Source organism: Sporosarcina sp. Y1011 (genome assembly GCF_057669885.1).
The window spans coordinates 101,309-126,487 of the sequence record NZ_JBYHFP010000003.1 but is presented as its reverse complement, the minus strand read 5'-3'; the positions used below and the strand labels follow the sequence as shown (position 1 = coordinate 126,487).

General features: G+C 42.4%; 25 protein-coding genes. All 25 read left to right on the top strand.

Annotated features, from left to right (window positions below; translation table 11 throughout):
- Positions 1-16 precede the first annotated feature (16 nt).
- The 25 genes from AC25Y5_RS04830 (at position 17) to AC25Y5_RS04710 (ending at position 25,087) form a co-directional block, all read left to right on the top strand.
- Positions 17-484, top strand: coding sequence for a chemotaxis protein CheW (locus AC25Y5_RS04830; RefSeq protein WP_488139348.1), 468 nt, complete (start codon positions 17-19; stop codon positions 482-484).
- A complete protein-coding gene (locus AC25Y5_RS04825) occupies positions 474-1,106 on the top strand; it encodes a chemotaxis protein CheC (protein ID WP_482100460.1) in 633 nt (210 codons plus the stop codon). The genes AC25Y5_RS04830 and AC25Y5_RS04825 overlap by 11 nt, the downstream gene beginning before the upstream one ends.
- Before the next feature lies 1 nt (position 1,107).
- Positions 1,108-1,602: a chemotaxis protein CheD gene (locus AC25Y5_RS04820; RefSeq protein ID WP_488139347.1), complete on the top strand. Its 495-nt coding sequence runs from the start codon at positions 1,108-1,110 to the stop codon at positions 1,600-1,602.
- Positions 1,603-1,930: 328 nt separating this feature from the next.
- Positions 1,931-2,713, top strand: a complete 783-nt coding sequence (locus AC25Y5_RS04815; RefSeq protein WP_488139346.1) for a FliA/WhiG family RNA polymerase sigma factor — start codon at positions 1,931-1,933, stop codon at positions 2,711-2,713.
- The gene (locus AC25Y5_RS04810; protein WP_488139345.1) at positions 2,710-3,009 is read left to right on the top strand and encodes an RNA polymerase subunit sigma; all 300 of its coding nucleotides are present in this window, start codon (positions 2,710-2,712) and stop codon (positions 3,007-3,009) included. Before AC25Y5_RS04815 ends, AC25Y5_RS04810 begins: the two co-directional genes overlap by 4 nt.
- Positions 3,010-3,014: 5 nt before the next feature.
- Positions 3,015-3,527 carry a hypothetical protein gene (locus AC25Y5_RS04805; protein WP_488139344.1) on the top strand — a complete coding sequence of 171 codons (513 nt, stop codon included), beginning with the start codon at positions 3,015-3,017 and terminating at the stop codon, positions 3,525-3,527.
- A gap of 143 nt (positions 3,528-3,670) precedes the next feature.
- Positions 3,671-4,399, top strand: coding sequence for a 30S ribosomal protein S2 (rpsB, locus tag AC25Y5_RS04800; protein WP_488139343.1), 729 nt, complete (start codon positions 3,671-3,673; stop codon positions 4,397-4,399).
- 86 nt (positions 4,400-4,485) lie between these two features.
- Positions 4,486-5,370: a translation elongation factor Ts gene (gene tsf, locus AC25Y5_RS04795; RefSeq protein ID WP_488139342.1), complete on the top strand. Its 885-nt coding sequence runs from the start codon at positions 4,486-4,488 to the stop codon at positions 5,368-5,370.
- Between the two features lie 77 nt (positions 5,371-5,447).
- Entirely contained in the window at positions 5,448-6,173 is a 726-nt protein-coding gene (gene pyrH / locus AC25Y5_RS04790) for a UMP kinase (protein ID WP_482100467.1), read from the top strand.
- Positions 6,173-6,730, top strand: a complete 558-nt coding sequence (gene frr / locus AC25Y5_RS04785; RefSeq protein ID WP_488139341.1) for a ribosome recycling factor — start codon at positions 6,173-6,175, stop codon at positions 6,728-6,730. Before pyrH ends, frr begins: the two co-directional genes overlap by 1 nt.
- Positions 6,731-7,134: 404 nt before the next feature.
- A complete protein-coding gene (uppS, locus tag AC25Y5_RS04780; RefSeq protein ID WP_488139340.1) occupies positions 7,135-7,929 on the top strand; it encodes an undecaprenyl pyrophosphate synthase in 795 nt (264 codons plus the stop codon).
- The gene (locus AC25Y5_RS04775) at positions 7,926-8,720 is read left to right on the top strand and encodes a phosphatidate cytidylyltransferase (protein WP_488139339.1); all 795 of its coding nucleotides are present in this window, start codon (positions 7,926-7,928) and stop codon (positions 8,718-8,720) included. Before uppS ends, AC25Y5_RS04775 begins: the two co-directional genes overlap by 4 nt.
- Before the next feature lie 18 nt (positions 8,721-8,738).
- On the top strand, positions 8,739-9,884 hold the full coding sequence (locus tag AC25Y5_RS04770; RefSeq protein ID WP_488139338.1) for a 1-deoxy-D-xylulose-5-phosphate reductoisomerase: 1,146 nt from the start codon (positions 8,739-8,741) through the stop codon (positions 9,882-9,884).
- Between the two features lie 43 nt (positions 9,885-9,927).
- Positions 9,928-11,193 (top strand): RIP metalloprotease RseP, encoded by a 1,266-nt coding sequence (gene rseP, locus AC25Y5_RS04765; RefSeq protein WP_488139337.1) that lies wholly within the window; start codon positions 9,928-9,930, stop codon positions 11,191-11,193.
- 104 nt (positions 11,194-11,297) lie between these two features.
- Complete coding sequence (locus AC25Y5_RS04760) at positions 11,298-13,004, top strand: proline--tRNA ligase (protein ID WP_488139336.1); 1,707 nt, start codon at positions 11,298-11,300, stop codon at positions 13,002-13,004.
- Between the two features lie 68 nt (positions 13,005-13,072).
- Positions 13,073-17,383: a PolC-type DNA polymerase III gene (locus tag AC25Y5_RS04755; RefSeq protein ID WP_488139335.1), complete on the top strand. Its 4,311-nt coding sequence runs from the start codon at positions 13,073-13,075 to the stop codon at positions 17,381-17,383.
- A 359-nt stretch (positions 17,384-17,742) separates the two neighbouring features.
- On the top strand, positions 17,743-18,219 hold the full coding sequence (gene rimP / locus AC25Y5_RS04750; protein WP_482100475.1) for a ribosome maturation factor RimP: 477 nt from the start codon (positions 17,743-17,745) through the stop codon (positions 18,217-18,219).
- A gap of 22 nt (positions 18,220-18,241) precedes the next feature.
- Positions 18,242-19,429, top strand: coding sequence for a transcription termination factor NusA (gene nusA, locus AC25Y5_RS04745; protein ID WP_482100476.1), 1,188 nt, complete (start codon positions 18,242-18,244; stop codon positions 19,427-19,429).
- Positions 19,430-19,450: 21 nt separating this feature from the next.
- On the top strand, positions 19,451-19,729 hold the full coding sequence (gene rnpM / locus AC25Y5_RS04740; RefSeq protein ID WP_482100477.1) for an RNase P modulator RnpM: 279 nt from the start codon (positions 19,451-19,453) through the stop codon (positions 19,727-19,729).
- Complete coding sequence (locus tag AC25Y5_RS04735; protein ID WP_482100478.1) at positions 19,726-20,103, top strand: YlxQ family RNA-binding protein; 378 nt, start codon at positions 19,726-19,728, stop codon at positions 20,101-20,103. The genes rnpM and AC25Y5_RS04735 overlap by 4 nt, the downstream gene beginning before the upstream one ends.
- A complete protein-coding gene (infB, locus tag AC25Y5_RS04730; protein WP_488139334.1) occupies positions 20,051-22,480 on the top strand; it encodes a translation initiation factor IF-2 in 2,430 nt (809 codons plus the stop codon). Before AC25Y5_RS04735 ends, infB begins: the two co-directional genes overlap by 53 nt.
- Complete coding sequence (locus tag AC25Y5_RS04725; protein ID WP_482100480.1) at positions 22,477-22,755, top strand: DUF503 domain-containing protein; 279 nt, start codon at positions 22,477-22,479, stop codon at positions 22,753-22,755. The genes infB and AC25Y5_RS04725 overlap by 4 nt, the downstream gene beginning before the upstream one ends.
- Positions 22,756-22,777: 22 nt before the next feature.
- Positions 22,778-23,128 carry a 30S ribosome-binding factor RbfA gene (gene rbfA / locus AC25Y5_RS04720; RefSeq protein WP_482100481.1) on the top strand — a complete coding sequence of 117 codons (351 nt, stop codon included), beginning with the start codon at positions 22,778-22,780 and terminating at the stop codon, positions 23,126-23,128.
- An 85-nt stretch (positions 23,129-23,213) separates the two neighbouring features.
- Positions 23,214-24,125 carry a tRNA pseudouridine(55) synthase TruB gene (truB, locus tag AC25Y5_RS04715; protein ID WP_488139333.1) on the top strand — a complete coding sequence of 304 codons (912 nt, stop codon included), beginning with the start codon at positions 23,214-23,216 and terminating at the stop codon, positions 24,123-24,125.
- Between the two features lie 14 nt (positions 24,126-24,139).
- Positions 24,140-25,087 carry a bifunctional riboflavin kinase/FAD synthetase gene (locus AC25Y5_RS04710; RefSeq protein ID WP_488139332.1) on the top strand — a complete coding sequence of 316 codons (948 nt, stop codon included), beginning with the start codon at positions 24,140-24,142 and terminating at the stop codon, positions 25,085-25,087.
- Positions 25,088-25,179 lie beyond the last annotated feature (92 nt).

Sequence of the window (25,179 nt, the reverse complement as noted above, 5' to 3'; positions counted from 1 at the left end):
GCGGGAGGGAACTAGAATGACTGACAAGTTAAATCAGAAAGAAATAAAAGTCATCGTTTTCCAACTAATGGATATGGAGTATGCCATTAATGTTGATGCCGTCCAATCCATCGAGAAAGTATTATCAATTACACGTATACCGAAGACGCCTCTGTATGTCAAAGGTGTCATTAATCTTAGAGGGCTCGTTACACCCGTTGTAGACTTGCGTGAAAGGTTTGGACTGGCTACTAGTGAGTTGGACGACAGCACAAGGATAATTATCGTCACATTGGAAGATTATGAAGTCGGACTTATTGTTGACGCCGCAAACGATGTCTTGGATATTCCTGTGGATTCAATCGAACCGCAACCGGAAGTCGTCGGCTCCATTGAATCAGACTTCATATCGGGTGTTGCTAAGGTAGGTAAACACCTTCTAATAATGTTAAACCTAGATAAGGTCCTAGAACCTATTAAGCGGGTGACAACTGATGAACTCTGAAATCCCGATCACTGATATGCATCTAGATGTATTGAAAGAAGTCGGAAATATCGGTGCAGCACATGCAGCAACTTCATTGTCGCAGTTGCTTGATCGCAAAATAGACATGCGTGTTCCGAATGTCGAACTGGTTTCATTTGATGAGATGTTTGAACTCGCCGGAGGCGCAGAAACGATTGTAGCTGGAATATATCTACGGATTGAAGGGGATTTGTCCGGAAGCATGTTTTTTGTATTACAATTGGATTCCGCTAACCACTTCATAAAGAAACTGATTCAGGACGAAACATTTGATTTTACGTCACCCGAAGTATCGGAAATAGGACTATCTGCAATGCAGGAACTTGGCAATATCCTTTCAGGTTCTTATTTGTCTGCACTCTCTGACTTAACAGGTTTAAAAATTTACCCAACCGTTCCTTCTTTGAGTGTTGACATGGTTGGTGCAATTGTCAGCTTTGGCTTAATCGAAGTATCCCAATACAGCGATGAAGTCATTGTCATTGATACGCAAATTCGTGAGGAAGGCATTAATGGAGCCTCGAGCGTTAACGGTCATTTTTTCCTACTCCCTGACCCTTCTTCTTATGGAACGATTTTTCGCTCGTTGGGTGTTTTGTGACATGATTATATTGAAAGAAGTCGTCAGAGTTGGAATTGCAGATTTGAATGTTGTCAGGGTACCGAATACAATCCGGACATCTGGACTTGGCTCTTGTGTAGGGGTAGTGTTGTATGATGATAAAAAGAAAATTGCGGGTATGGTACATATAATGCTTCCAGATTCCAGTCTGGGAAAATTAAATAAACAGAACGCTGCTAAATTTGCAGATACGGGCATTTATGCATTGATGGAATTGCTGAAAATGGAAGGGGTCCGCCCGATGGCTTTGAAAGCAAAAATTGCCGGCGGTTCACAAATGTTTCAATTCGGATCAAGCGATACAATTCGAATTGGACCGCGAAATGTCGAGGCTGTCAAAAAAGAATTAAAACGGTTGTCGATTCCAATTACAGGGGAAGACACAGGTGGTTCATGTGGCAGAACGATTGAATTTGACCCTGCACAAACAATTCTTAGCGTCCGAACAGTCAATAAAGATACTAAAGAGATTTAACAAGGAGATATTAAGTTCCATTCCTCCTTGTTAAAGCCTCCGGCGGATGTCACAGATTTTGAAGGGAGATATTTGGGAGGCAGTCTAAGTTCGCGACGTCCAGTCGCAACAAGGAAGGATGCAGTTCAATCCTTCCCCCCTGTAGGCCTCAAGCTCAATTCGAAATCTTGACGCAATCACACCGAGGCGTGATTGATTAATAAAAGCGGAACCGTCTGACCGCTTGGGAATTAGGATTGCGGCTGATCGCTTCAGTCGCCTTTTTTTGCGCTAGTTTGCTATAATAGCAGTAATTATGACAGAATCATCATGGAAAGTGAGGGATTCGATGTCGAAACAGGATTTAATGGAAGAGAATATAGGTTGGGACCTGTGGATTCGTAATCGTGATCCCGAAGCAGGAGACTTACTTGTCCGAAAATACACTCCACTTGTTACCTATCATGTGCAGCGAATCAGCTCGGGATTACCCCGAAATATTTCACGCGATGATATTATGAGTCTCGGACTTCATGGTTTATTTGATGCATTGACGAAATTCGATCCTGGTAGGGATTTGAAATTTGAAACGTATGCCTCTTTTCGAATTCGCGGGACCATTATTGATGGCTTGCGGAAAGAGGATTGGTTACCGCGTTCTTCTAGGGAGAAATCTAAAAAACAAGAAGAAGAGATTACAAAACTTGAGCAGAAACTGCAACGCCATGCCACTGTAGAAGAAATTGCTAGCCATATGGGAATAAGTGTTGACCAGGTATATCAAACTGTCCATGAACATTACTTTTCAAATGTTTTATCAATCGATGAAAAAATGAATGAAGATGATGATGACGGACACAAATCCTTCGTTATTGTAGATCAGGAATCCAAAACACCGGAGCAAAAAACAATGATGAGTGAATTAATCGGTGACTTGGCAACGAAAATCACCGAACTGAATAAGAATGAGCAGTTAGTATTGGATTTTTTTTATACGGAAGAAATGACACTGACGGAGATTGGAGAGATTCTGAGTTTATCCACATCACGTATTTCTCAAATTCATTCGAAAGCGTTGTTTAAACTTCGCAAACTATTATCATCTGAAATAGTCGATGGAGGGATACTATGAGTTTGAAGGGTATTGAACTGCAAATTGCCATACCAAAAACATTTGATGCTGGTAAGCTAGCAGAACAAAAACACCAGCAAACCCAATTGAACATAGACCATGCCAACTCCCTTACAGAAAGGCAGACTTTAAAGGGAAGAGAGTCCGTGACTGAGTTGGAGAATAGCATGAAGACGTCAGCGGATGGTCAATCCCAGGACCAAAGTCAATTGCTGGACGGGGACCGCCAACAAAACGAAGAGGAAGAGAAGACAGTGCACCCGTATAAAGGTTCATTCGTTGACTTTACAGGTTGATTTAGATGACTACAATTTTCTTAGTGTTTTTATTCATCATACAAATAATAAGCTTTTATTTTCTAGCTTTGCTATATACCAAAGTGACTAAGTTCGATGATCTTGAAAAAAAACAGCAAAAGCTTATGGCGGAGATGGACAATACAATTGGAGCATATTTATCAGAATTGAAAGATGAGAATGAACGTTTAATAGAACGTCTTTCCGAAAGCGATAGACCGTCTAAGTTTGAAAAGGTTGACAAGAGTACATTTTCAGCAGAAAAAACCGCTGAATCAGAAGAAGTCAATCCTACTTTGCTTGTAAAAAGGCCCAAAATGCCAGTGAATCTTGCATTGAAGTCATATGCTGCGTCAACCGCACAGAATGTTAAACAGACCGATGTGATTGAAACGGTAGTGGAGGATGACAGGACGAGGACATTCATCCTGCATGACGCCGGTCATTCTGATGAGGAAATTGCAAAGAAACTAGGTAAAGGGCTTACGGAAATAGAACTTATCTTGAAATTCCGATGAACTTGTTGCAAATGTAAAAGCCTTATGTTATATTAGCAAGTGGTATTACTACACACGTGCACGGACGTCAGAAATGGTGCCGAGAGGTCGTTCTGTCGGATGAAGTACACGGAGGGAATCAAACCAAACAGGAGGAATAACAAATGTCAGTAATCTCAATGAAACAACTGCTTGAAGCAGGGGTGCACTTCGGTCACCAAACACGTCGCTGGAACCCGAAAATGAAGAAATATATCTTCGTAGAACGTAACGGTATCTACATCATCGATCTTCAAAAAACGGTGAAGAAATTAGAAGAAGCTTACGCATTCATGCGTCAAGTTGGTGCTGATGGCGGGAAAGTCCTATTCGTCGGTACTAAGAAACAAGCACAAGATGCAATTAAAGAAGAAGCTGAACGCGCTGGAATGTTTTATATTAACCAACGCTGGCTTGGTGGAACACTTACAAACTTTGGTACAATCCAAAAACGTGTTGCACGCATGAAACAAATCGAGAAAATGGAAGAAGACGGTACATTCGACGTACTTCCTAAAAAAGAAGTTGGACAACTTAAAAAACAACACGAACGTCTTGTGAAATTCCTTGGCGGAATCCGTGATATGAAAGCAATTCCAGATGTTATGTTTGTTGTTGACCCACGCAAAGAGCGCATCGCGGTTGCTGAAGCAATTAAATTAAAAATTCCACTAGTCGGAATTGTTGACACGAACTGTGATCCGGATGAAATCGACTACATCATTCCTGCGAATGATGATGCGATTCGTGCGGTACGTCTGTTAACAAGTAAAATGGCTGACGCTTTGCTCGAATCTAGACAAGGCGAAGACGAAGAAGCGACTCAAGAGGAAACTGTAGTAGCTGCAGAGTAAATCCAGTAAATGAAAAGACGATAAGCGGCTTATACCCTTATCGTCTTTTTTCGGAATTGACGGCTTAATATAGGAGGAATGGAAAAATGAAAATTACAGCACAAATGGTTAAGGAATTGCGTGAAAAAACAGGTACAGGTATGATGGATTGTAAAAAAGCGTTAACTGAAACAAATGGTGATATGGAAGCAGCAATTGACTTCCTACGTGAAAAAGGTCTTTCTAGTTCAGCTAAAAAAGCGGACCGTATTGCAGCAGATGGTACAACATACATCCTTGTTGACGGCAACGAAGCGATTATTTTAGAAGTGAATGCTGAAACTGACTTTGTAGCTAAAAACGAAGGTTTCCAAACACTTGTAAATGAACTTGCTGAGCACATTCTTGCTACAAAACCTGCAACAGTTGAGGAAGCGATTGAATCGAAATTACCAAACGGATTAACAGTAGCAGATCACATTTCTAATGCTGTTGCTAAAATTGGTGAGAAGATTTCACTACGCCGTTATGAAATCCGTACGAAAACAGACAACGATGCATTTGGTCCATACTTGCACATGGGTGGTCGTATCAGTGTTCTTGTTCTCTTAGAAGGTTCAACTGATTCAGATGCTGCAAAAGATGTTGCGATGCATATTGCTGCATTAAATCCTAAATACGTTTCACGTGACGAAGTTTCTGCTGAGGAAGTTGAACACGAACGTAAAATCCTTACAGAACAAGCACTTAATGAAGGTAAACCTGAAAATATCGTAGCGAAAATGGTCGAAGGCCGCATCGGAAAATATTTCGAAGAGATCTGTGTACTTGACCAGCCATTCGTCAAAAATTCCGATCAAAAAGTTGGGGACTTCGTAAAATCAACTGGCGGAACATTGAAAGAGTTTATTCGTTACGCTGTTGGTGAAGGAATCGAAAAACCTGAAGATAACTTCGCTGACGAAGTTATGAATCAAGTTAAAGGTAACTGATCCATTATAAAGTAAAAATGAGGAACACACGCGTGTGTTCCTCATTTTTTAAGAAAAATAGTAGATGGAGGGTACAAATGAGCATCCCAAAATATAAACGTATCGTCTTGAAATTAAGCGGAGAAGCGCTTGCAGGTGATAAAGGTTTCGGTCTATCGCCAGAAGTTATCAAAACTGTTGCAACGCAAGTGAAAGAAGTTGTCGATCTCGATGTCGAAGTTGCTGTTGTTGTCGGTGGCGGAAATATTTGGCGTGGTAAAGTTGGCAGCGAAATGGGGATGGACCGCGCAACGGCGGATTACATGGGCATGCTTGCTACAGTCATGAATTCCCTCGCTCTACAGGATTCACTAGAAAAAATCGGTGTTGAAACGCGCGTATCGTCATCTATTGAAATGAGACAGGTTGCGGAACCATACATACGCCGGAAAGCTATTCGACATCTCGAAAAAAAACGGGTCGTTATTTTTGCCGCGGGTACAGGGAATCCTTACTTTTCTACAGATACGACAGCAGCACTACGTGCGGCTGAAATTGAAGCAGATGTTATCCTTATGGCAAAAAACAATGTGGATGGTGTCTATTCCGCTGATCCAGCGAAAGATAAAAATGCAGTAAAATACCTAGAACTATCATTTTTGGATGTCATTAACCAAGGACTTGAAGTTATGGATTCAACAGCTTCAACCCTATGTATGGACAACGATATCCCGCTCGTAGTATTCTCTATTATGGAAAATGGAAATATTAAGAGAGCTGTCCTTGGTGAGCCAATCGGGACGGTCGTCAGGAGGAATATATAATGGCAAACGAAGTTATGAACGAAGCGAAAGACCGTATGGAAAAAGCAATTGGTGGATATACAAGAGAACTGGCATCAATTCGTGCAGGGCGTGCAAGCGCTTCTATGCTGGATAGATTAACGGTTGAGTATTATGGTGCACCTACTCCGGTATCACAGATGGCTGGGATTTCAGTACCTGAGGCGCGCCTTCTTGTCATTCAACCATATGACAAAACAATATTGGCTGATATTGAAAAGGCAATCATGAAATCAGATATCGGAATTACACCTTCGAATGACGGGACTGTCATTCGCCTTGCGGTTCCAGCATTGACGGAAGATCGTCGTAAAGAACTGGTGAAGTCTGTGAAAAAAGAAGCTGAAGAAGCAAAAGTTGCAATACGTAATGTTCGTCGTGACGCAAATGAAGGCTTCAAGAAGCTTGAAAAAAGCAGTGAAATTACTGAAGATGAATTACACAGATATGGTGATGAAATTCAGAAGCTGACGGATTCACAAATTTTGCGAATCGATGAAATCGCGAAAGATAAAGAGAATGAAATCATGGAAATCTGATAGAAGAACTTTCTATATTTCTGGACGTCCTAATTTCAGGACGTCTTTTTCTTTTGCTAAGGAAACTATAAAGTTCACGGACCGTGGAAAACCTTAAATAGGCGATATTCCACGTCTAGATTCCAACATCTAGAGGAGAGGATTAGGTTATGAGTCAGTCCAGGCTTATGGCAAAGGACGCCGCGATTGCCTGCAGTACGCAGGTTATGGAGTGGAAAGATTGAACTTTATCACTCCTTGTCGCGAACTTAGACAGCCTTCCTAAAGTCGCCTCTTGGCTATAATCTCAGAATAGGTATTTCCGCGTTTGTTCTTTGAACAGCAATAAAAAATGAAATTAACCGTCTAATTTGTTACGATAGAGTATGAACTTGCTCTGACAGTAGCTGAGTGGAGGAAACAATATGCTGGATAAACTTTTTCGGAAAAAGACAGTGGTGCCAGAGGACTTGATATTGGACAAAATTGCCAAAATTCAAAGTAGGCCTATCCCTGCCCATGTAGCAATTATTATGGACGGAAATGGAAGATGGGCAAAACAACGTAATTTACCAAGAGTTGCAGGTCACCATGAAGGTATGAAAAAAGTTCGTATAATAACGCGTATTGCAAATGATCTGGGCATTAAAGTACTTACACTCTACGCATTCTCCACAGAAAACTGGAAACGACCGAAACTCGAAATAGATTTCTTAATGAAACTTCCTGGTGAGTTTTTAAGCACATATCTCCCAGAACTAATCGAGCAAAACGTGAAAGTTGAAATGATTGGGAACTTTGATATGTTGCCGACACATACAAAAGATGCAATTAGCAAAGCGATTGAAGAAACGAAACACAACGACGGTTTGACTTTAAATTTTGCCATGAACTACGGAAGCAGACTTGAGCTAGTTGAATCTGTAAAAGAAATTGCTGAACTCATTGCGGACGGTTCTATTAAACCTGAAGATATTGATGAAACACTCATCGGTTCCCATCTAATGACTGCCCATTTACCGGAACCAGACCTGCTAATCCGAACTAGCGGTGAAGTAAGATTGTCTAATTTCATGTTATGGCAGTTGGCATATGCTGAGTTTTCTTTCACTGATGTGTTATGGCCAGATTTTGATGACATATGCATGTTGAATGCAATCGAAGAATTCCAACTGAGAAATAGGCGGTTTGGAAGTGTGGAAGGGAATGGGGACGTTTGAAACAAAGGATACTGACTGCAATCATTGCGTTAATTTTATTCGTTCCGCTAGTCATCATGGGAGGAATACCATTCACAATTGCGGTATATGTAATTGCAACAATTGGACTATATGAGCTATTGCGAATGAAAGACATACGTCTATTTTCGATTGAAGGTTTTTTGACATGGATAGCGCTAGCAGTATTATTAATGCCTGCAGTTACCAGTGACAATCTATTTGAAATGATTGGCTATACAAAAATCGAATTGACATTCGCAATTGTACTTATTTTATTAATCTATACTGTCATTGTTAAAAATCGGTTTACGTTCGACCATGCAGCGTTTTCTGTTTTGGGCGCATTATATGTTGGAATCGGGTTTTATTATTTGATTGAAACGCGGGTTTATGGAATCGAATATGTCGTATATGCACTTATGGTGATTTGGACAACTGATTCGGGTGCTTATTTCATAGGCAGAAAAATAGGGAAGCGTAAGCTATGGCCAGAAATATCCCCGAATAAGACCGTTGAGGGTTTTATTGGCGGAGTATTGTCCGCAGTTGTCTTCGCATTCATCTTTCAATACTTCTTCCCGGTAGCTTCAACTTACATAATACTTATTGTAGTGACAATTATAGCCTCAATTATTGGACAACTGGGTGACCTTGTCGAATCAGCACTAAAGAGGCATTTCGAGGTGAAAGACTCAGGACAACTTCTGCCTGGTCATGGTGGGATCCTAGACAGGTTCGACAGTCTCCTTTTCGTTTTGCCATTGCTTCATTTCTTACACTTCGTGGGTTAACGGAAAGGATGTCTTATGATGAAGAATATTAGTTTATTAGGTGCTACAGGATCCATTGGTTTACAGACGCTCGATATCATCGGTTCGAACCCTGAGAAATTTAAGCTCGTATCTTTTTCGGCTGGTTTGAATATTGATAAGGTACGGGAAATTGTTTCTGCGTTTCAACCGAAAACGGTATCGGTAATAAGACGAGAAGATGCTGAGAAGTTGCAAGCAGAATTTCCGAGTAGTCACTTTTTATACGGCGAAGCGGGTTTGATTGAAATCGCAGGGCACACAGGGGCTGACATTTTGGTTAACTCAGTTATTGGAAGTGTGGGACTCAAACCTACACTTGAAGCAATACGTGCGGGAATTACAATTGCTATCGCCAACAAGGAAACGCTTGTAGCAGCCGGGGATGTCGTTATGAATGAAGCTCGTAAACATGGTGTACCCATTTTACCGGTAGATAGTGAACATTCAGCGCTTTTCCAAGCATTGAATGGAGAAAATTCTAAACGTGTCTCTCGGCTTATTTTGACAGCGTCAGGAGGGAGTTTCAGAGATCTTACAAGAGATGAACTTACAAATGTGACCTTAGAACAGGCACTTGCTCATCCGAATTGGTCTATGGGGAACAAATTAACAATAGATTCAGCGACAATGATGAACAAAGGTCTTGAAGTAATCGAAGCCCATCATCTTTTTGGAATGCCTTATGAAAGAATAGATTGTTTGCTTCATAAGGAAAGTATTATCCATTCCATGGTTGAGTTCGAAGATACAAGTATTATGGCTCAACTGGGGTCACCAGATATGCGAGTTCCTATTCAGTACGCCTTAACGTTTCCAGATCGAATCCCAATGCAAAACGCAAAACCGCTTCGTCTTGAGGAGATTGGCAAGCTCCATTTCGAAAAAATGGATTTGGTCCGTTTCAAAGCATTGGCGCTTGCCTATGCAGCCGGTAAAGAGGGTGGGACAATGCCAGCAGCCATGAATGCAGCGAATGAAGTAGCGGTATCGCTGTTCATGAATGGACGCATACCTTTTGTACAGATTGAAGACATTATTGAACGAGTGATGGACACGCATCGAACAAGTTCTGCTCTGGAACTAGAATCGATTTTAGAAACGGATTCACTGACTCGAAAAATGGTGTATGCTATGATAGAATAAGTTTTTTAGAAAAGGCCAATAAGGTCAGTGAAGGTGGTTTTTCATGGAAACCGTTATAGCGTTTATCATCATATTCGGTTCTTTGGTCTTTTTTCATGAACTAGGACATTTCCTGTTTGCGAAAAAGGCGGGAATCATGGTGCGTGAATTTGCAATTGGATTCGGCCCTAAAATTATTGGAATTCAAAAAGGTGAAACTTTATATACAATCCGACTTCTGCCGCTTGGCGGTTATGTCAGAATGGCAGGAGAAGATTTCGATACGGTTGAATTACAACCGGGTTATCGCGTTGGTCTTCTGATTAATGCTTCTAATGAAGTTGAGAAAATTTATTTGAACCGTAATGTTGCAAATCCAGATGTTCTGTTTCTGGAAACAGAATCCTCAGATTTGGAAAAAGAACTATTCATTGAAGGATATGATGATGAAGGGCAGCTAGTACGTTATAACGTATCTAGAAAGGCTATCATTTTTGAGAAGGGGCAGAAGACACTTATTGCCCCATACGACCGCCAATTTGAATCGAAATCTGTTGGCGCTCGGGCGATGGCAATATTTGCAGGTCCTATGTTTAACTTTATTTTATCTTTCTTCATATTCCTTGCAATCGGTTTGTTACAAGGCGTTCCAACATATGAACCTATTATTTCGGACGTCATGAGTGAGGGGTCCGCGCAAAAAGCTGGAATGCAAGATGGAGATTTTGTCAAAGCAGTTGACGGCAATCCAATTAGCACATGGCAGGAGTTTGCTGCTATCATTCAAAAGAGTGCCGGCGTGCCTCTCCAATTTGAAGTGGATCGAAGCGGCGATTTGCTGACGCTGGATGTTGTGCCAGACACAGTTAAAGTTAAAGAGTCAGGAGAAGAAATCGGCCAAATTGGTGTGCGCTATACAAGCCCGGTGATTAAAAATCCGCTGAAAGCAGTTCAATATGGAGCGGAAGAAACGGTAACCTGGTTTGTCAGGATATTTGAATTACTGGGTATGCTTGTAACAGGTAAGTTCACAATTGATGCTTTATCGGGTCCGGTCGGCATTTACAAAGCGACGGAGGAAGTCGCGCAATACGGCGTATACCAACTCATGAACTGGGCAGCAATCTTAAGCATCAACCTTGGAATTATGAACCTACTACCATTACCAGCACTTGACGGTGGAAGGTTGTTGTTCTTCTTACTGGAAGCCATTCGCGGCAAGCCAGTCGACAAACAAAAAGAAGGAATGGTACATTTTGTCGGGATTATGCTCCTGATGGTACTAATGCTTGTTGTAACCTGGAATGATATACAGCGCTTTTTCTTCTAATGAAAGTAGTAAAAGGAGACATATAGCTCTGAAGCAATTCAGGGCGTTGACGTCTAGCCAATAGATCAGGATTTCAAAAACATTACTTGAGGTGGGAAACATAGATGAAACAATCACGAACATTCATACCAACAATGCGTGAAGTACCTTCTGATGCTGATATTATTTCACATCAGTTACTCTTACGTGCAGGATTTATCCGCCAAAATACGAGTGGGGTATATTCCTTCCTTCCACTTGGCACTAAAGTGATTCGGAAGATTGAATCGATTATCCGCGAAGAAATGGAAGCGATTGAAGCCGTAGAAGTATTGATGCCTGCTTTGCAACAAGCCGAACTTTGGCAGGAAACGGGAAGATGGTTTAATTACGGACCTGAGTTGTTTAGACTGAAAGATCGTCATAATAGAGAATTTGCTCTAGGAGCAACGCATGAAGAAGTGATTACTTCTCTCGTCCGTGACGAAGTGAAATCCTATAAGAAGTTACCGCTTACGATGTTCCAGATTCAAACAAAGTTTAGAGACGAACAGCGTCCACGTTTTGGCCTTCTTCGAGGACGCGAATTCATCATGAAAGATGCGTATTCTTTCCATGCGACAGAAGAAAGTCTTGACGAGAAATATCAGGAAATGAAACAAGCTTATGTGAATATATTCACAAGACTCGGCCTCGATTTCCGCGCTGTTTTAGCGGATGGTGGTTCAATCGGTGGAACAGATACGCATGAATTTATGGCGCTATCTGATATCGGTGAAGACACCATTGCATATAGTGACGCATCATCATATGCAGCCAATGTTGAAATGGCTGAAGTTAATATGGCATATGAAAAGATTGATGAAGACTTACAAGAGGTCGAGAAAGTTGCAACTCCCGAACAACGTACGATTAGCGATGTAGCTACGTTTTTGGACGTTGACGCATCGCGTATCATTAAAACGCTTGTTTTTAAAGCAGATGATGAACTAATTGCAGTGCTGTGCCGTGGGGATTATGAAATTAATGATATCAAGCTTAAAAACGCGCTTGGTGCAACACTTGTGGAACTTGCTAGCGAGGTTGAGGTTCAAGAACTTCTTTCTTGTGAAGTTGGTTCAATCGGTCCTGTTAAATTGCCAATTGATCTTAAAGTAATTGCAGATCACTCAGTTGCGTCCGTCGTGAATGGTGTTTGCGGAGCGAACGAAGATGGATTCCATTTAACGAACATCAATCCTGAACGCGATTTTGCAGTTGATCGCTATTCGGATCTTCGATTCATCCACGAAGGAGATATTTCTCCAGATGGAACTGGTACAATTAAGTTCGCTAAAGGAATTGAACTTGGACATATCTTTAAGCTAGGGACGACTTACAGCGAACCGATGGAAGGAACATTCCTTGATGAGAACGGCAGGGCTAAACCGTATATCATGGGTTGTTACGGTATTGGTGTATCCCGTATACTTGCAGCAGTCGCAGAACAGTTCAATGACGAGAATGGTTTGAAATGGCCTAAGAAGATTGCCCCATTTGATATCCATCTCATTACTGTGAATGTCAAAGATGACAGTCAGAAAGAATTGGCCGATGAATTATATACTATTTTGGAATCTTACAGATATGATGTTCTCTATGATGATCGCCCTGAACGTGTGGGAGTCAAATTCGCTGATTCAGATTTGATTGGCTTGCCAGTCCGGATTACAGTTGGAAAGAGAGCTTCTGAAGGAATTGTTGAAGTTAAATTCAGACAAACTGGTGAATCGGCTGAATGGCAAAAAGAAGAACTTACCGAAAAACTACAGGCGTTCTTCACAGCGGAATAAGTTAGAGGAGGGAAGGCCGCACATCGGTACTTCCCTTCTTTTTCACTAATGAAAGATTGGAGAGGCTTATGGACGCTTTAAATAAATTATATATATTGTTACAGCAAATCGGAATGACAGATGACCAATTTGTCATCCACTTTGAAAATGCAGAACTGAACCGTGTGAACATTCACCGGAAATCAAGAGTGTGGCAATTCAATATAACTTTAAATAAGCCACTACCGGTAGATATATTTACAATTTTTTCTCAGCGCATCAATGAAACATTCTCTGCTATCGCAACGGTCAAGATTCATATATCGTCTGAAACCCAAGATGTGGACAACAAGTTAATCACAGACTATTGGCCGTTTATTATTGAAGAAATGAGCGACATGTCCCCACCGATTAGAGAGCGGCTGATAAGCCAAAAGCCGGTTATACAAGGTGGTAAAATGACGCTACTTTGTACAAGTGATATGGAACTGCAAACGATGAAAAGTAAATACGCTTCTATCATTTCGGATGTCTACACTTCATTCGGTTTTCCAAGACCTGCCGTCGATTTCAAATTGACAGAGGAAGATAGTGGTGCCAAAGATGCGCGTAAAGCATTTGTTGCACAACGTGATGCAGAAGAAGAAGCGCTTGGTCAAAAAGCGCTAGCTGATTTGAAACTGCGTGAAACAACCAAGAAGGAAAATGGTAATGTTTCTGGACCATTCAGACTTGGTACTCCTATCAAACCTGACGAGCCAATGTTGGAAATTCAACAAATTCAAGATGAAGAACGCCGAGTGACAATTGAAGGGTATGTGTTTGATACGGACGTGCGTGAATTGCGCAGCGGAAGGTCACTCCTGACAATCAAAGTGACCGATTACACGGATTCCATTCTTGTGAAAATGTTCTCGCGGGATGATGAAGATGCAGAAATGATGAAGACTTTGAAAAAAGGAGCCTGGATTCGTGCGCGTGGAGGTATTCAAAACGATACATTCGTACGCGACCTTATTATGATGGCTCAAGATGTTATGGAAGTATCACCTATTATAAGACAGGACAAAGCACCAAAGGATCGTAAACGCATTGAACTACATGCACATACAACGATGAGTCAGATGGATGCTGTTGTCTCCGCAACAGCTCTTGTTGAACAAGCAGCAAAATGGGGACATCCTGCCATCGCGATTACAGATCACGCGAACGTTCAATCATTTCCGGAAGCTTATTCTGCAGGAAAGAAAAATGGCGTAAAAGTTATTTTTGGACTGGAAGCATATTTAGTGGATGACGGAGTACCGATTGTTTTTGAAGAACAACACCGGAAGCTTGAAGAAGATACATATGTTGTATTTGACGTTGAGACGACAGGGCTTTCTGCGGTATATGACACCATTATCGAACTGGCTGCGGTCAGATTGAAAAACGGTGAGATTGTTGAAACGTTTGAGAGGTTCTCAAATCCGCATCATCCCCTGTCATCTACCACTACAAAACTTACTGGTATTACAGATGAAATGGTAAAAGATGCACCGGAAATCGGGGATGTCGCGAAGGATTTTATTGAGTTTATCGGAGATTCAATTCTTGTTGCACACAATGCAAAATTCGATATGGGCTTCTTTTACGAAGCATGTAAGAAATCTAGTTTAGAAGCAGCTGCTTATCCGGTCATAGATACGCTTGAACTCGCTCGTTTCCTTTATCCGGAAATGGGGAATCACCGGTTGGGTACGTTGGCGAAAAAGTTTGGAATCGAGCTGACACAGGCTCACCGGGCCATTTATGATACCGAAGCAACTGCCCATCTATTTTTACGTTTGTTGAAGGATGCGCAAGAGAAAGGCATCGAATACTTGGATGATTTTAATCGCCATATTGGTAAAGGTGATTCTTACAAACGAGCGAGGCCATCGCATTGTACACTATTAGCAACGGATGACGAAGGGTTGAAAAATTTATTTAAACTCGTGTCCTATTCCCATATGGATTATTTTTACCGGGTTCCACGCATTCCGCGTTCTTTACTCGTCAAGTATCGAAAAGGTTTGCTCGTCGGCTCTGGTTGCGACAAAGGGGAAGTGTTCGAGGGACTGATGCAGAAACCGATGGATGAGGTAGAGGAGATTGCAAAGTTTTATGATTACCTTGAAGTCCATCCCAAACCGGTTTACTCACATCTCTTAGAACTTGAATTGATTCGTGATGAGTGGAACATGGAAGATATCATGCGAAAAATGATCAAACTCGGGAAAAATACTGGTCTCCCGGTATGTGCAACAGGGAATGTCCATTATATTGACGAAACGGATGCAACTTTCCGTCAAGTGCTTGTTAGATCGCAAGGGGGAGCCAATCCCATGAACAGGCACTCACTACCGGCGGTCCAATTTCGGACAACCGATGAAATGCTTGAGGAGTTCGCGTTTCTTGGAGAAGAAATCGCGCAGGAAATAGTCATTGATAATCCACATGCCATTTTGGAGAAAATCGGTGAGGTAAAACCGATTAAAGATGACTTATACACGCCGACCATTGAAGGGGCGGACGATGACGTTCGAGAATTGACATATTCGATGGCACATGGAATATACGGTGAGCAGTTACCTGAAATCATCGAGGCACGCATTGAAAAAGAGTTAAAGTCAATCATTGGTCATGGGTTTGCGGTCATATATCTAATATCCCATAAACTTGTAAAGAAATCACTGGATGACGGGTATCTTGTGGGATCTCGGGGATCCGTTGGTTCTTCACTAGTCGCAACACTGATGGAGATAACTGAAGTGAACCCAATGCCGCCGCATTATGTTTGTCCTACGTGTAAAGTTGCGGAGTTTTTCGATGATGGGTCCGTCAGTTCAGGCTACGATTTACCTGATAAAATGTGTCCAGCATGCAAGACCGCTTTCAAAAAAGATGGTCAAGATATACCGTTCGAAACTTTCCTAGGTTTTAATGGCGATAAAGTTCCGGATATCGATTTAAATTTCAGCGGTGATTATCAAGGGAAGGCACATAACTATACGAAGGAACTTTTTGGCGAAGATTTTGTCTATCGCGCAGGGACAATCGGGACGGTTGCGGAAAAGACTGCTTATGGTTACGTCCGTGGTTATATGAATGACAACAATTTGAATTTCCGTGGAGCAGAAATAGATCGACTCGTACAAGGTTGTTCAGGAGTTAAACGGAATACAGGGCAGCATCCAGGCGGAATAATCGTTGTTCCCGATGATATGGAAATATTCGATTTCACGCCTATCCAATTTCCTGCGAATGACTTGAATTCAAGTTGGAAGACGACTCATTTTGACTTCCATTCAATCGACAACAACTTGTTGAAACTTGATATTCTAGGTCACGATGATCCAACAATGATTAAGATGTTGCAGGATCTCTCGGGAATTGATCCATTGACGATTCCACCGGATGATGAAGGAGTCATGCAATTATTCAGTGGTACAACTTCACTTGGTGTCACACCGGAACAAATCGGATGTAAAACAGGAACGCTAGGCGTACCTGAATTCGGAACGAGATTTGTACGCCAGATGCTTGAAGAGACGAAACCATCAACATTTTCGGAACTGATTCAGATTTCAGGGCTATCCCATGGAACTGATGTCTGGTTAGGGAACGCACAGGAATTGATTCAAAATAAGACATGCGAACTTTCCGATGTTATCGGTTGCCGGGATGATATAATGGTGTACTTAATCTATCAAGGGTTAGAGCCTTCGATGGCATTTAAAATTATGGAATCTGTTCGTAAAGGTAAGGGACTTACTCCCGAGTTTGAGGCGGAAATGAAGGTTCAGGGTGTGCCGCACTGGTACATTGAATCATGTAAAAAAATTAAATATATGTTCCCGAAAGCGCACGCAGCGGCCTATGTACTAATGGCACTGCGCATTGCATATTTCAAAGTGCATCATCCGATACTATACTATGCAACGTATTACACAGTACGGGCGACTGATTTCGATTTGTTGACGATGACAAAAGGTTCTGCCTCCATACGAGCACAAATTAAAGAGATTAACGTTAAAGGCCTGGACGCAACACCAAAAGAGAAAAGCTTATTAACCGTACTTGAAATTGCACTTGAAATGTGGGAGCGCGGAATTACATTGGCAAGACCTGACTTATACAAATCCGATGCAGCGACATTCCTAATTGAAGGCAACACACTAATTCCTCCGTTCAATGCCGTCCCGTCTCTTGGGACGAATGTAGCTAATTCGATCGTAGAAGCCAGGAAAGATGGAGAGTTTCTTTCAAAAGAGGATTTCCAGCAGCGTGGCCGTGTTTCGAAGACAATTGTCGAGTATATGGACACTTTAGGTTGTTTGGAAGGAATGCCTGAGGCGAATCAACTATCCCTCTTCTAGCACATTGTTTGCTACATCATTTATCCTATGGTATGATGGGAACAACTTTTGTAATAGTCTTGCGCAAAAAGAGTGGGATTTCCCGCTCTTTTCTGTTGTTCTGTACTGTTTTTTACCAAAGTCGGAGGGGAGTCTAAATTCATTTTCGACTTTGGTTAAAGCTTCCGGCGGATGCCACGGATTTAGTAGGGAAGTAAATCGTGCACGTAGCTGCATGATGCAGGTTGGTTGGCTAGGTGGAATTGAGTTTCAATCCCCCTGGTTGTCGCAGAGATGCGACGTTTCTAGACTAACTTCTCTACTTAATCTGGTCGCAAATACGCCGAGGCGTATTTGATTACTATTTCGGGAGGGGTAAGATGAGCAATATTACGGAAGAAGTCGAAAAACTCGTTATTCCAATTGTTGCAGAACTGGACTTGGAACTTGTCGACGTGGAATTTATAAAAGAAGGCAGAGATTGGTTTCTACGAGTCTATATTGATACACCTAACGGGAGCATCGATATTGAGCAATGTTCTCAGGTGAGTGAAAAGTTAAGTGAAGAACTTGATCGTACTGATCCGATTCCACAAAACTATTTCCTAGAAGTATCATCACCTGGTGCAGAGCGTCCGTTGAAGAAGGAAGAAGACTTCCTAAAAGCAATTGGACAATTCGTATTCATTAAGACGTACGAGGCCATCGATGGCATGAAAGAATTCGAAGGTTATCTGTTAGCATACGGTCCTGAAGGCGCAGAAGTTGAAGTAAGCATTAAAACAAGGAAATTGACAGTCGTTATTGACAAGGAAAAAATCGCATTTGCCCGTTTGGCGATCGACTTTTCCGCATAATTGAATAGTAGGAGTGATTAATATGAGTAGTGATCTACTCGATGCATTGACTGCCCTTGAAAAACAAAAAGGTATTTCAAGGGATGTCTTAGTAGAAGCGATTGAAGCGGCACTAGTAACTGCATATAAACGAAATTTCAATCAGGCGCAGAACGTGCGAGTTGACTTGAATCTTGATAAAGGGACGATGAAAGTTTATTCCAGAAAAGATGTCGTCGAAGAGGTTGAAGATGATCGTTTACAAATCAGTCTTGAAGATGCACATAAAATCAATCCTGCTTACGAACTTGAAGATATTGTTGAGGAAGAAGTAACTCCGCGTGACTTTGGTCGCGTTGCTGCGCAAACTGCTAAGCAGGTTGTCACACAGCGAGTGCGGGAAGCCGAACGCGGTATCATCTTTGAGGAGTACGTCGACAGAGAAGATGATATCGTCAACGGTATTGTTGAACGGCTTGACGCTCGTAACTTATATGTCGGCCTCGGTAAAGTGGAGGCTGTATTGCCGGTTGGTGAACAGATTCCGACTGAAACCTATCAGCCCCATGACCGAATCAAAGTATATATTACAAAAGTTGAACGTACATCACGCGGTCCGCAAGTGTTTGTCTCAAGAACACATCCCGGACTTCTCCGTAGATTGTTTGAAGTTGAAGTGCCTGAAATCTTTGAAGGAATCGTAGAAATCAAATCGATCGCACGAGAAGCGGGAGACCGTTCCAAAATTTCAGTTCATACGAATAATGATGCAGTAGATCCGGTCGGTTCATGTGTAGGTGCAAGAGGTGCCCGGGTACAATCGATTTCAAATGAACTGAATGGTGAGAAAATTGATATCGTCGAATGGTCCGAGGATCCGGCTATATTTGTGGCAAATGCACTTAGTCCTTCGAAAGTAATTGATGTTCAGGTGAACGAAGAAGATCGATCTACCACTGTTGTGGTTCCTGATTATCAATTGTCACTTGCAATAGGTAAGCGCGGACAGAACGCAAGACTCGCGGCTAAGATGACTGGTTGGAAAATCGACATTAAGAGTGAAACGGATGCACGTGAACTAGGAATTTATCCGCCAGCTTTCAAAGAGCCGATTGAAGAGAGTCTGTTAGAAGAAGAGTCAACTGAAATCGATCCATATTTTGTTGAGGATGATGCTACAGAAATTAGTAGTACCGATTCAATCGATCTGTATACGGACAACGAAAACTGAAAAGAAAGGATGAGCACACACATGACAAACATGAAAAAAGTTCCTTTACGTAAATGTGCGGCGACTGGCGGTATGTTCCCGAAAAAGGAAATGATTCGTATCGTCCGCCCAAAAGAAGGGGAAGTTTCAGTCGATCTCACTGGCAAGAAGTCAGGCCGTGGGACATATGTGTCTAAATCCGAAGAAGCAGTTGAATCCGCGCGTCGTAACAGATCGATTGAAAGCCAGCTTGGAACAGCTGTACCTGAACAGGTATACGATGATCTTCTTCATGCTATCCGCCGGGAGGCATTAAAATGACAGATCCGAAAAGGATTTATCAAATGCTTGGAATGGCGGCTAGAGCAAGGATGCTTATCATGGGTGAAGATTTGGTTGTACGGGAAATCCGTTCCGGCAACGCGCGTCTAGTAATTGTTTCAGAAGATGCATCTAAAAATACAATGAAAAAGTTAACTGATAAAAGTACGTTTTACAACGTTGAGAAGCATGTCTTCGGGAATCGAGAAGAGCTCGGGCATGCAGTTGGGAAAGAGTCACGGGTAGTACTTGCCCTAACGGATGCTGGTTTTGCCAGAAAAATATCCGGGCTACTCAACGAATATAACCGGGGGTGGACTAATGACGAAAATTCGAGTACACGAATATGCGAAAAAAGTGAATCGGTCGAGTAAAGAAGTTATTGATGAATTAGGAAAGATAAATGTGAGTGTGTCAAATCATATGTCAACAATTGATAATGATGTAATTACGAAACTGGATAGTAAATTTGGAGGCAATGTGAATAAACCAAATGCCCCTAAAGTATATCCAAAAGCTGCTGAACGAAAAGAAACGCCAAAAGCTGCACAATCTGCTAGCGGCAACCGTCCAGCACAAGGCTCAACAGGCGGCAACCGTCCGTCACAAGGCTCAACAGGCGGCAACCGTCCGTCACAAGGCTCAACAGGCGGCAACCGTCCGTCACAAGGCTCAACAGGCGGCAACCGTCCAGCACAAGGCTCTACAGGTGGCAACCGTCCAGCGCAAGGTTCAACAGGTGGCAACCGCCCTGCACTAGGCTCAACAGGCGGCAACCGTCCAGCACAAGGCTCAACAGGTGGTAACCGACCGGCGCAAGGAGCGCCAGGTGGTCAAAACCGTCCAAGTTCTGGCGGACCAAGCCGACCGGCAGGCGGAGCACCTAACCGCTCAGGTGGAGGTCGTGGTGGACGTCCACCGGCACGTGGTATAAACCAAGGGCGTAGAAGATACCGTCCGGCTAACCCGATTCCGAAGGTGGAGAAACCATTACCGGAAAAAATTACTTACTATGAGTCGCTTTCAGTAGCAGAACTTGCGAATAAACTAGGTCGTGAGCCATCCGCTATTATTAAAAAACTATTCATGCTTGGTATTATGGCTACAATCAACCAAGAACTCGACAAAGATGCGATTGAACTTATCTGCGCAGACTACGAAGTTGAAGTAGAAGAAGAAATTCGTATTGATGTAACTGATCTTGAAACATATTTTGAAGAACATGAAGAAGTTGCGACTGAACTAATTGAACGTCCACCAGTTGTAACAATCATGGGTCACGTAGACCATGGTAAAACAACACTTCTGGATTCGATTCGACATACAAAAGTTACGCAAGGCGAAGCGGGTGGAATTACTCAACATATTGGTGCATACCAAATTGAAGAGAATGGCAAGAAAATAACTTTCCTTGACACACCTGGTCACGCAGCATTTACGACAATGCGTGCACGTGGAGCAAAAGTGACTGATATTACAATTCTAGTTGTTGCAGCGGATGATGGTGTTATGCCACAAACGATTGAAGCCATCAACCATGCAAAAGCGGCTGATGTTCCGATTATCGTTGCAGTAAATAAAATGGATAAACCTTCTGCAAATCCCGATCGTGTTATGCAAGAATTGACAGATCAGGGTCTTGTAGCTGAAGCTTGGGGCGGCGATGCAATATTCGTACCAATTTCAGCGTTGAAAGGTGAAGGGATTGACCAGTTGATAGAAATGGTCCTTCTCGTTGCTGAAGTTGCTGAACTCAAAGCGGATCCAAAAATCCGTGCACGCGGAAGTGTTATTGAAGCATCTCTTGACAAAGGACGCGGAGCCGTTGCAACGCTTCTTGTACAAGACGGAACACTTCATATTGGAGACCCAATTGTTGTAGGTAACACATACGGTCGTGTTCGCGCAATGGTGAGTGATATCGGCCGCCGTGTGAAAGAAGCAGGACCATCTACACCGATCGAAATTACTGGGCTAAGCGACGTACCACAAGCCGGAGATCGTTTTGTTGTCTTTGAAGATGAAAAAACAGCACGTCAAATCGGAGAAACAAGAGCCGGTGAAGCGCTGCAAGATCAACGTGTTGAGAAAACGCGTGTCACGCTTGATAACCTGTTCGATCATATGAAACAGGGTGAAATTAAAGAATTGAACTTAATCGTTAAAGCGGACGTACAAGGTACGGTTGAAGCGATGGCCTCTTCACTTATGAAAATTGAAGTCGAAGGTGTTAACGTGAAAATTATCCATACAGGTGCCGGCGCGATTAATGAATCTGATATATCTCTTGCTGCTGCTTCGAATGCTATCGTTATCGGATTTAACGTTCGTCCTGACGTCAATGCGAAACGTGCGGCGGACGAAGAAGGCGTAGACATTCGACAACATCGTGTTATCTATAAAGTAATTGAAGAAATCGAATTGGCAATGAAGGGTATGCTAGACCCTGAATACGAAGAAAAAGTTATCGGACAAATTGAAGTGCGCGAAACAATTAAAGTGTCTAAAATCGGTACGATTGCGGGAAGCTATGTAACGAGTGGTAAAATTACTCGTGATTCAAGCGTTCGTATTGTTCGCGACAACATCGTCATTTTCGAAGGTGAAATTGATACTTTGAAACGCTTTAAAGATGATGCAAAAGAAGTGGCAAAAGGATACGAATGTGGTATTACAATCAAGAACTTTGATGATATACATGTTGGTGATGTCATTGAAGCATTCATTATGGAAGAAATTAAACGAGTATGATTGTCTATGCGGAATGTTCATTCTTCATTCCGATGGCTGCTTCTCTAAAAGACAAGCGGTCAGTTTTGAAACGGATGACGGACAGAGTGAAAAATGCTTATAATGTCTCCATTGCGGAAATAGATCATCAAGACTTGTGGCAACGTACAACAATCGCTCTAGTTGCCGTGGCTTCATCAAAAGATGCAGCTGAGCGTGAAGTTAGACGAGCGATACGGTTCCTGGAGTCAAATCCGGACTGGGAATTATCCAACTTGACGCTTGACCATTATTAATACAGGATTGGGGTGACCGCCCATGTCAATGCGTGCTAATCGCGTTGCAGAACAAATGAAAAAAGAACTTGGTGAAATCATCGGCCAAAAATTGAAAGATCCACGGATCGGTTTTGTTACAGTAACCGATGTCGAGGTGGCCGGAGATCTTCAACATGCGACTATTTACATTTCAGTTCTAGGACATGAAAAGGAAAAAGAAGATACGCTGAAAGGGCTCAATCAGGCGAAGGGATTTATTCGCACTGAAATCGGCCAACGTATCAGACTTCGCATTACACCTGAGATTAAATTCGAATTCGATAGTTCCGTAGCCTACGGAACTCGGATTGAATCACTTCTTAAACAGGTGAAGAACGAAGACAATCAATAAGAAATGAGTAGGAAGTCGGTGTCCCTAAGGACTTTCCGACTTCCTATTTTTACATATTAATGTAACTTCTAAGGTGGCGACTTGAATGAATGGAATACTTCCTTTATGGAAAGAAAAGGGGATGACTTCGCATGACTGTGTATTCAAATTGCGAAAAATTCTTGGTACTAAAAAAGTGGGACATACGGGTACACTGGATCCGAGCGTAGAAGGTGTATTACCGATTTGTATCGGGCAAGCGACAAAAGTAGCTGAATACGTAACGGACTCTGGGAAGGAATATGTGGCACTTGTTTCCATAGGGACTTCAACGGAAACGGAAGATGCGGATGGAGCAATTGTAGCTTCAGACTTATCGCCAAAACATATTACAAGGGCCGAAATTGAAGCAGCTCTCACAAAATTAACAGGCGAAATTACTCAAATTCCACCCATGTACTCCGCTGTGAAAGTGAACGGCCGCAAACTCTACGAATATGCACGAAAAGGAATAGAGGTTGAAAGGCCAGAGCGAAAAGTTCTTATACATGAAATCGAATTGTTAGACCCTGTAGAATGGTACGCAGGAGAATCGATTTCATTCCGTATTAGGGTCGCATGCGGGAAAGGAACATACATCCGAACACTTGCGGTACAAATTGGCGAGCTATTGGGCTTTCCTGCACATATGGCAGCCCTCGTCCGTACATCTTCAGGGACGTATGTGCAGGACGATTGTCGTACGTTGGATGAAGTCAGGTCACTTCAGGAAGAAGGACAAATTGCCACGATACTTCGTCCGCTGGAAGATGCACTGAGCGATTTCGTTGCCATTGAAGTCACTAAAGAGCTTCTCGAAAAAGTAGAAAATGGACAAGTGCTGCCTGAGCATCCACTGCTTGAAAGTGAAGAGGCAATCGTATTTATGAATGAAGGTAAGGCACTCGCAATTTACAGGAAGCATCCTACCAAGCTTGGTCTTATGAAGCCTGAAAAAATGTTTCCATTGAACAGGTAAGGGGAGCGATTACAATGGACATTTACAAATTACATTATCCAGGAACAATAATGGTTGATAACGACTCGCATTATTCCCTTGCAATCGGTTTCTTTGACGGCTTGCATAAAGGTCATCAGACAGTGATCAACGAAGCGAAGAGAAAGGCTGAAGAACTTGGCATCCGTTCGGCAGTTATGACATTTGATCCACACCCCTCTCATCTATTTGGTGATGGTGAGAATAAGGTAGGTTATATCACGCAGCATCAGGAAAAAGTTCGGCTGCTTAGTGCTATGGGGATTGATGCTTTGTTCATCGTAACGTTTGACTGGGCGCTTGCCTCGCTTTCGCCTAAGCAATTTGTTGATATTTTCTTGAAGGAACTCAATGTTTTGCATGTCACTGCAGGATTTGACTTTACATTTGGTTCAAAGGGTGTAGGTACGATGGAACAGATGGCTGCATTGGCAGACGAAGCATTCGGTACAACGGTTATTAATAAAGTGACGGATAACGAGGAAAAGATTTCATCAACACGAATTCGGAAGCTTTTGTCTGAAGGTAATGTTGAAGAGACGAAATTGCTTCTAGGTAGACCTTTTCGGACTGTGGGCATAGTCGTTGATGGTGAGAAGAGGGGAAGACTACTTGGATTTCCAACTGCCAACGTCATGCCTGAGAGTAGTACAGTGTTACCTGCAAATGGTGTCTATGCAGTGTGGTTTATTGTGGAAGGAAAAACTTATAAGGGAGTGTGCAATGTCGGCGTTAAACCGACGTTCCATGATCCGAGCGATAGGCCCGCTGTCATCGAGGTGCATGTACTCGATTTTACCGGAGATCTTTATGGCAAGGAAGCATCTGTAGACTGGATTGGGCATATCCGCAACGAGCAAAAATTCGGTTCTATCGATCTGCTAGTTGAACAAATTGCCAAAGATAAAATTAGCGCACAAGACATTCTAGAAGCGCATCAATGATGGTTGCATTTCAAAAATAGGCATGGTACTATAAATACGTGCCAATGTGCACAAACCATTCCTTGGCATCGCGAATCACCAACGCTTGCTCG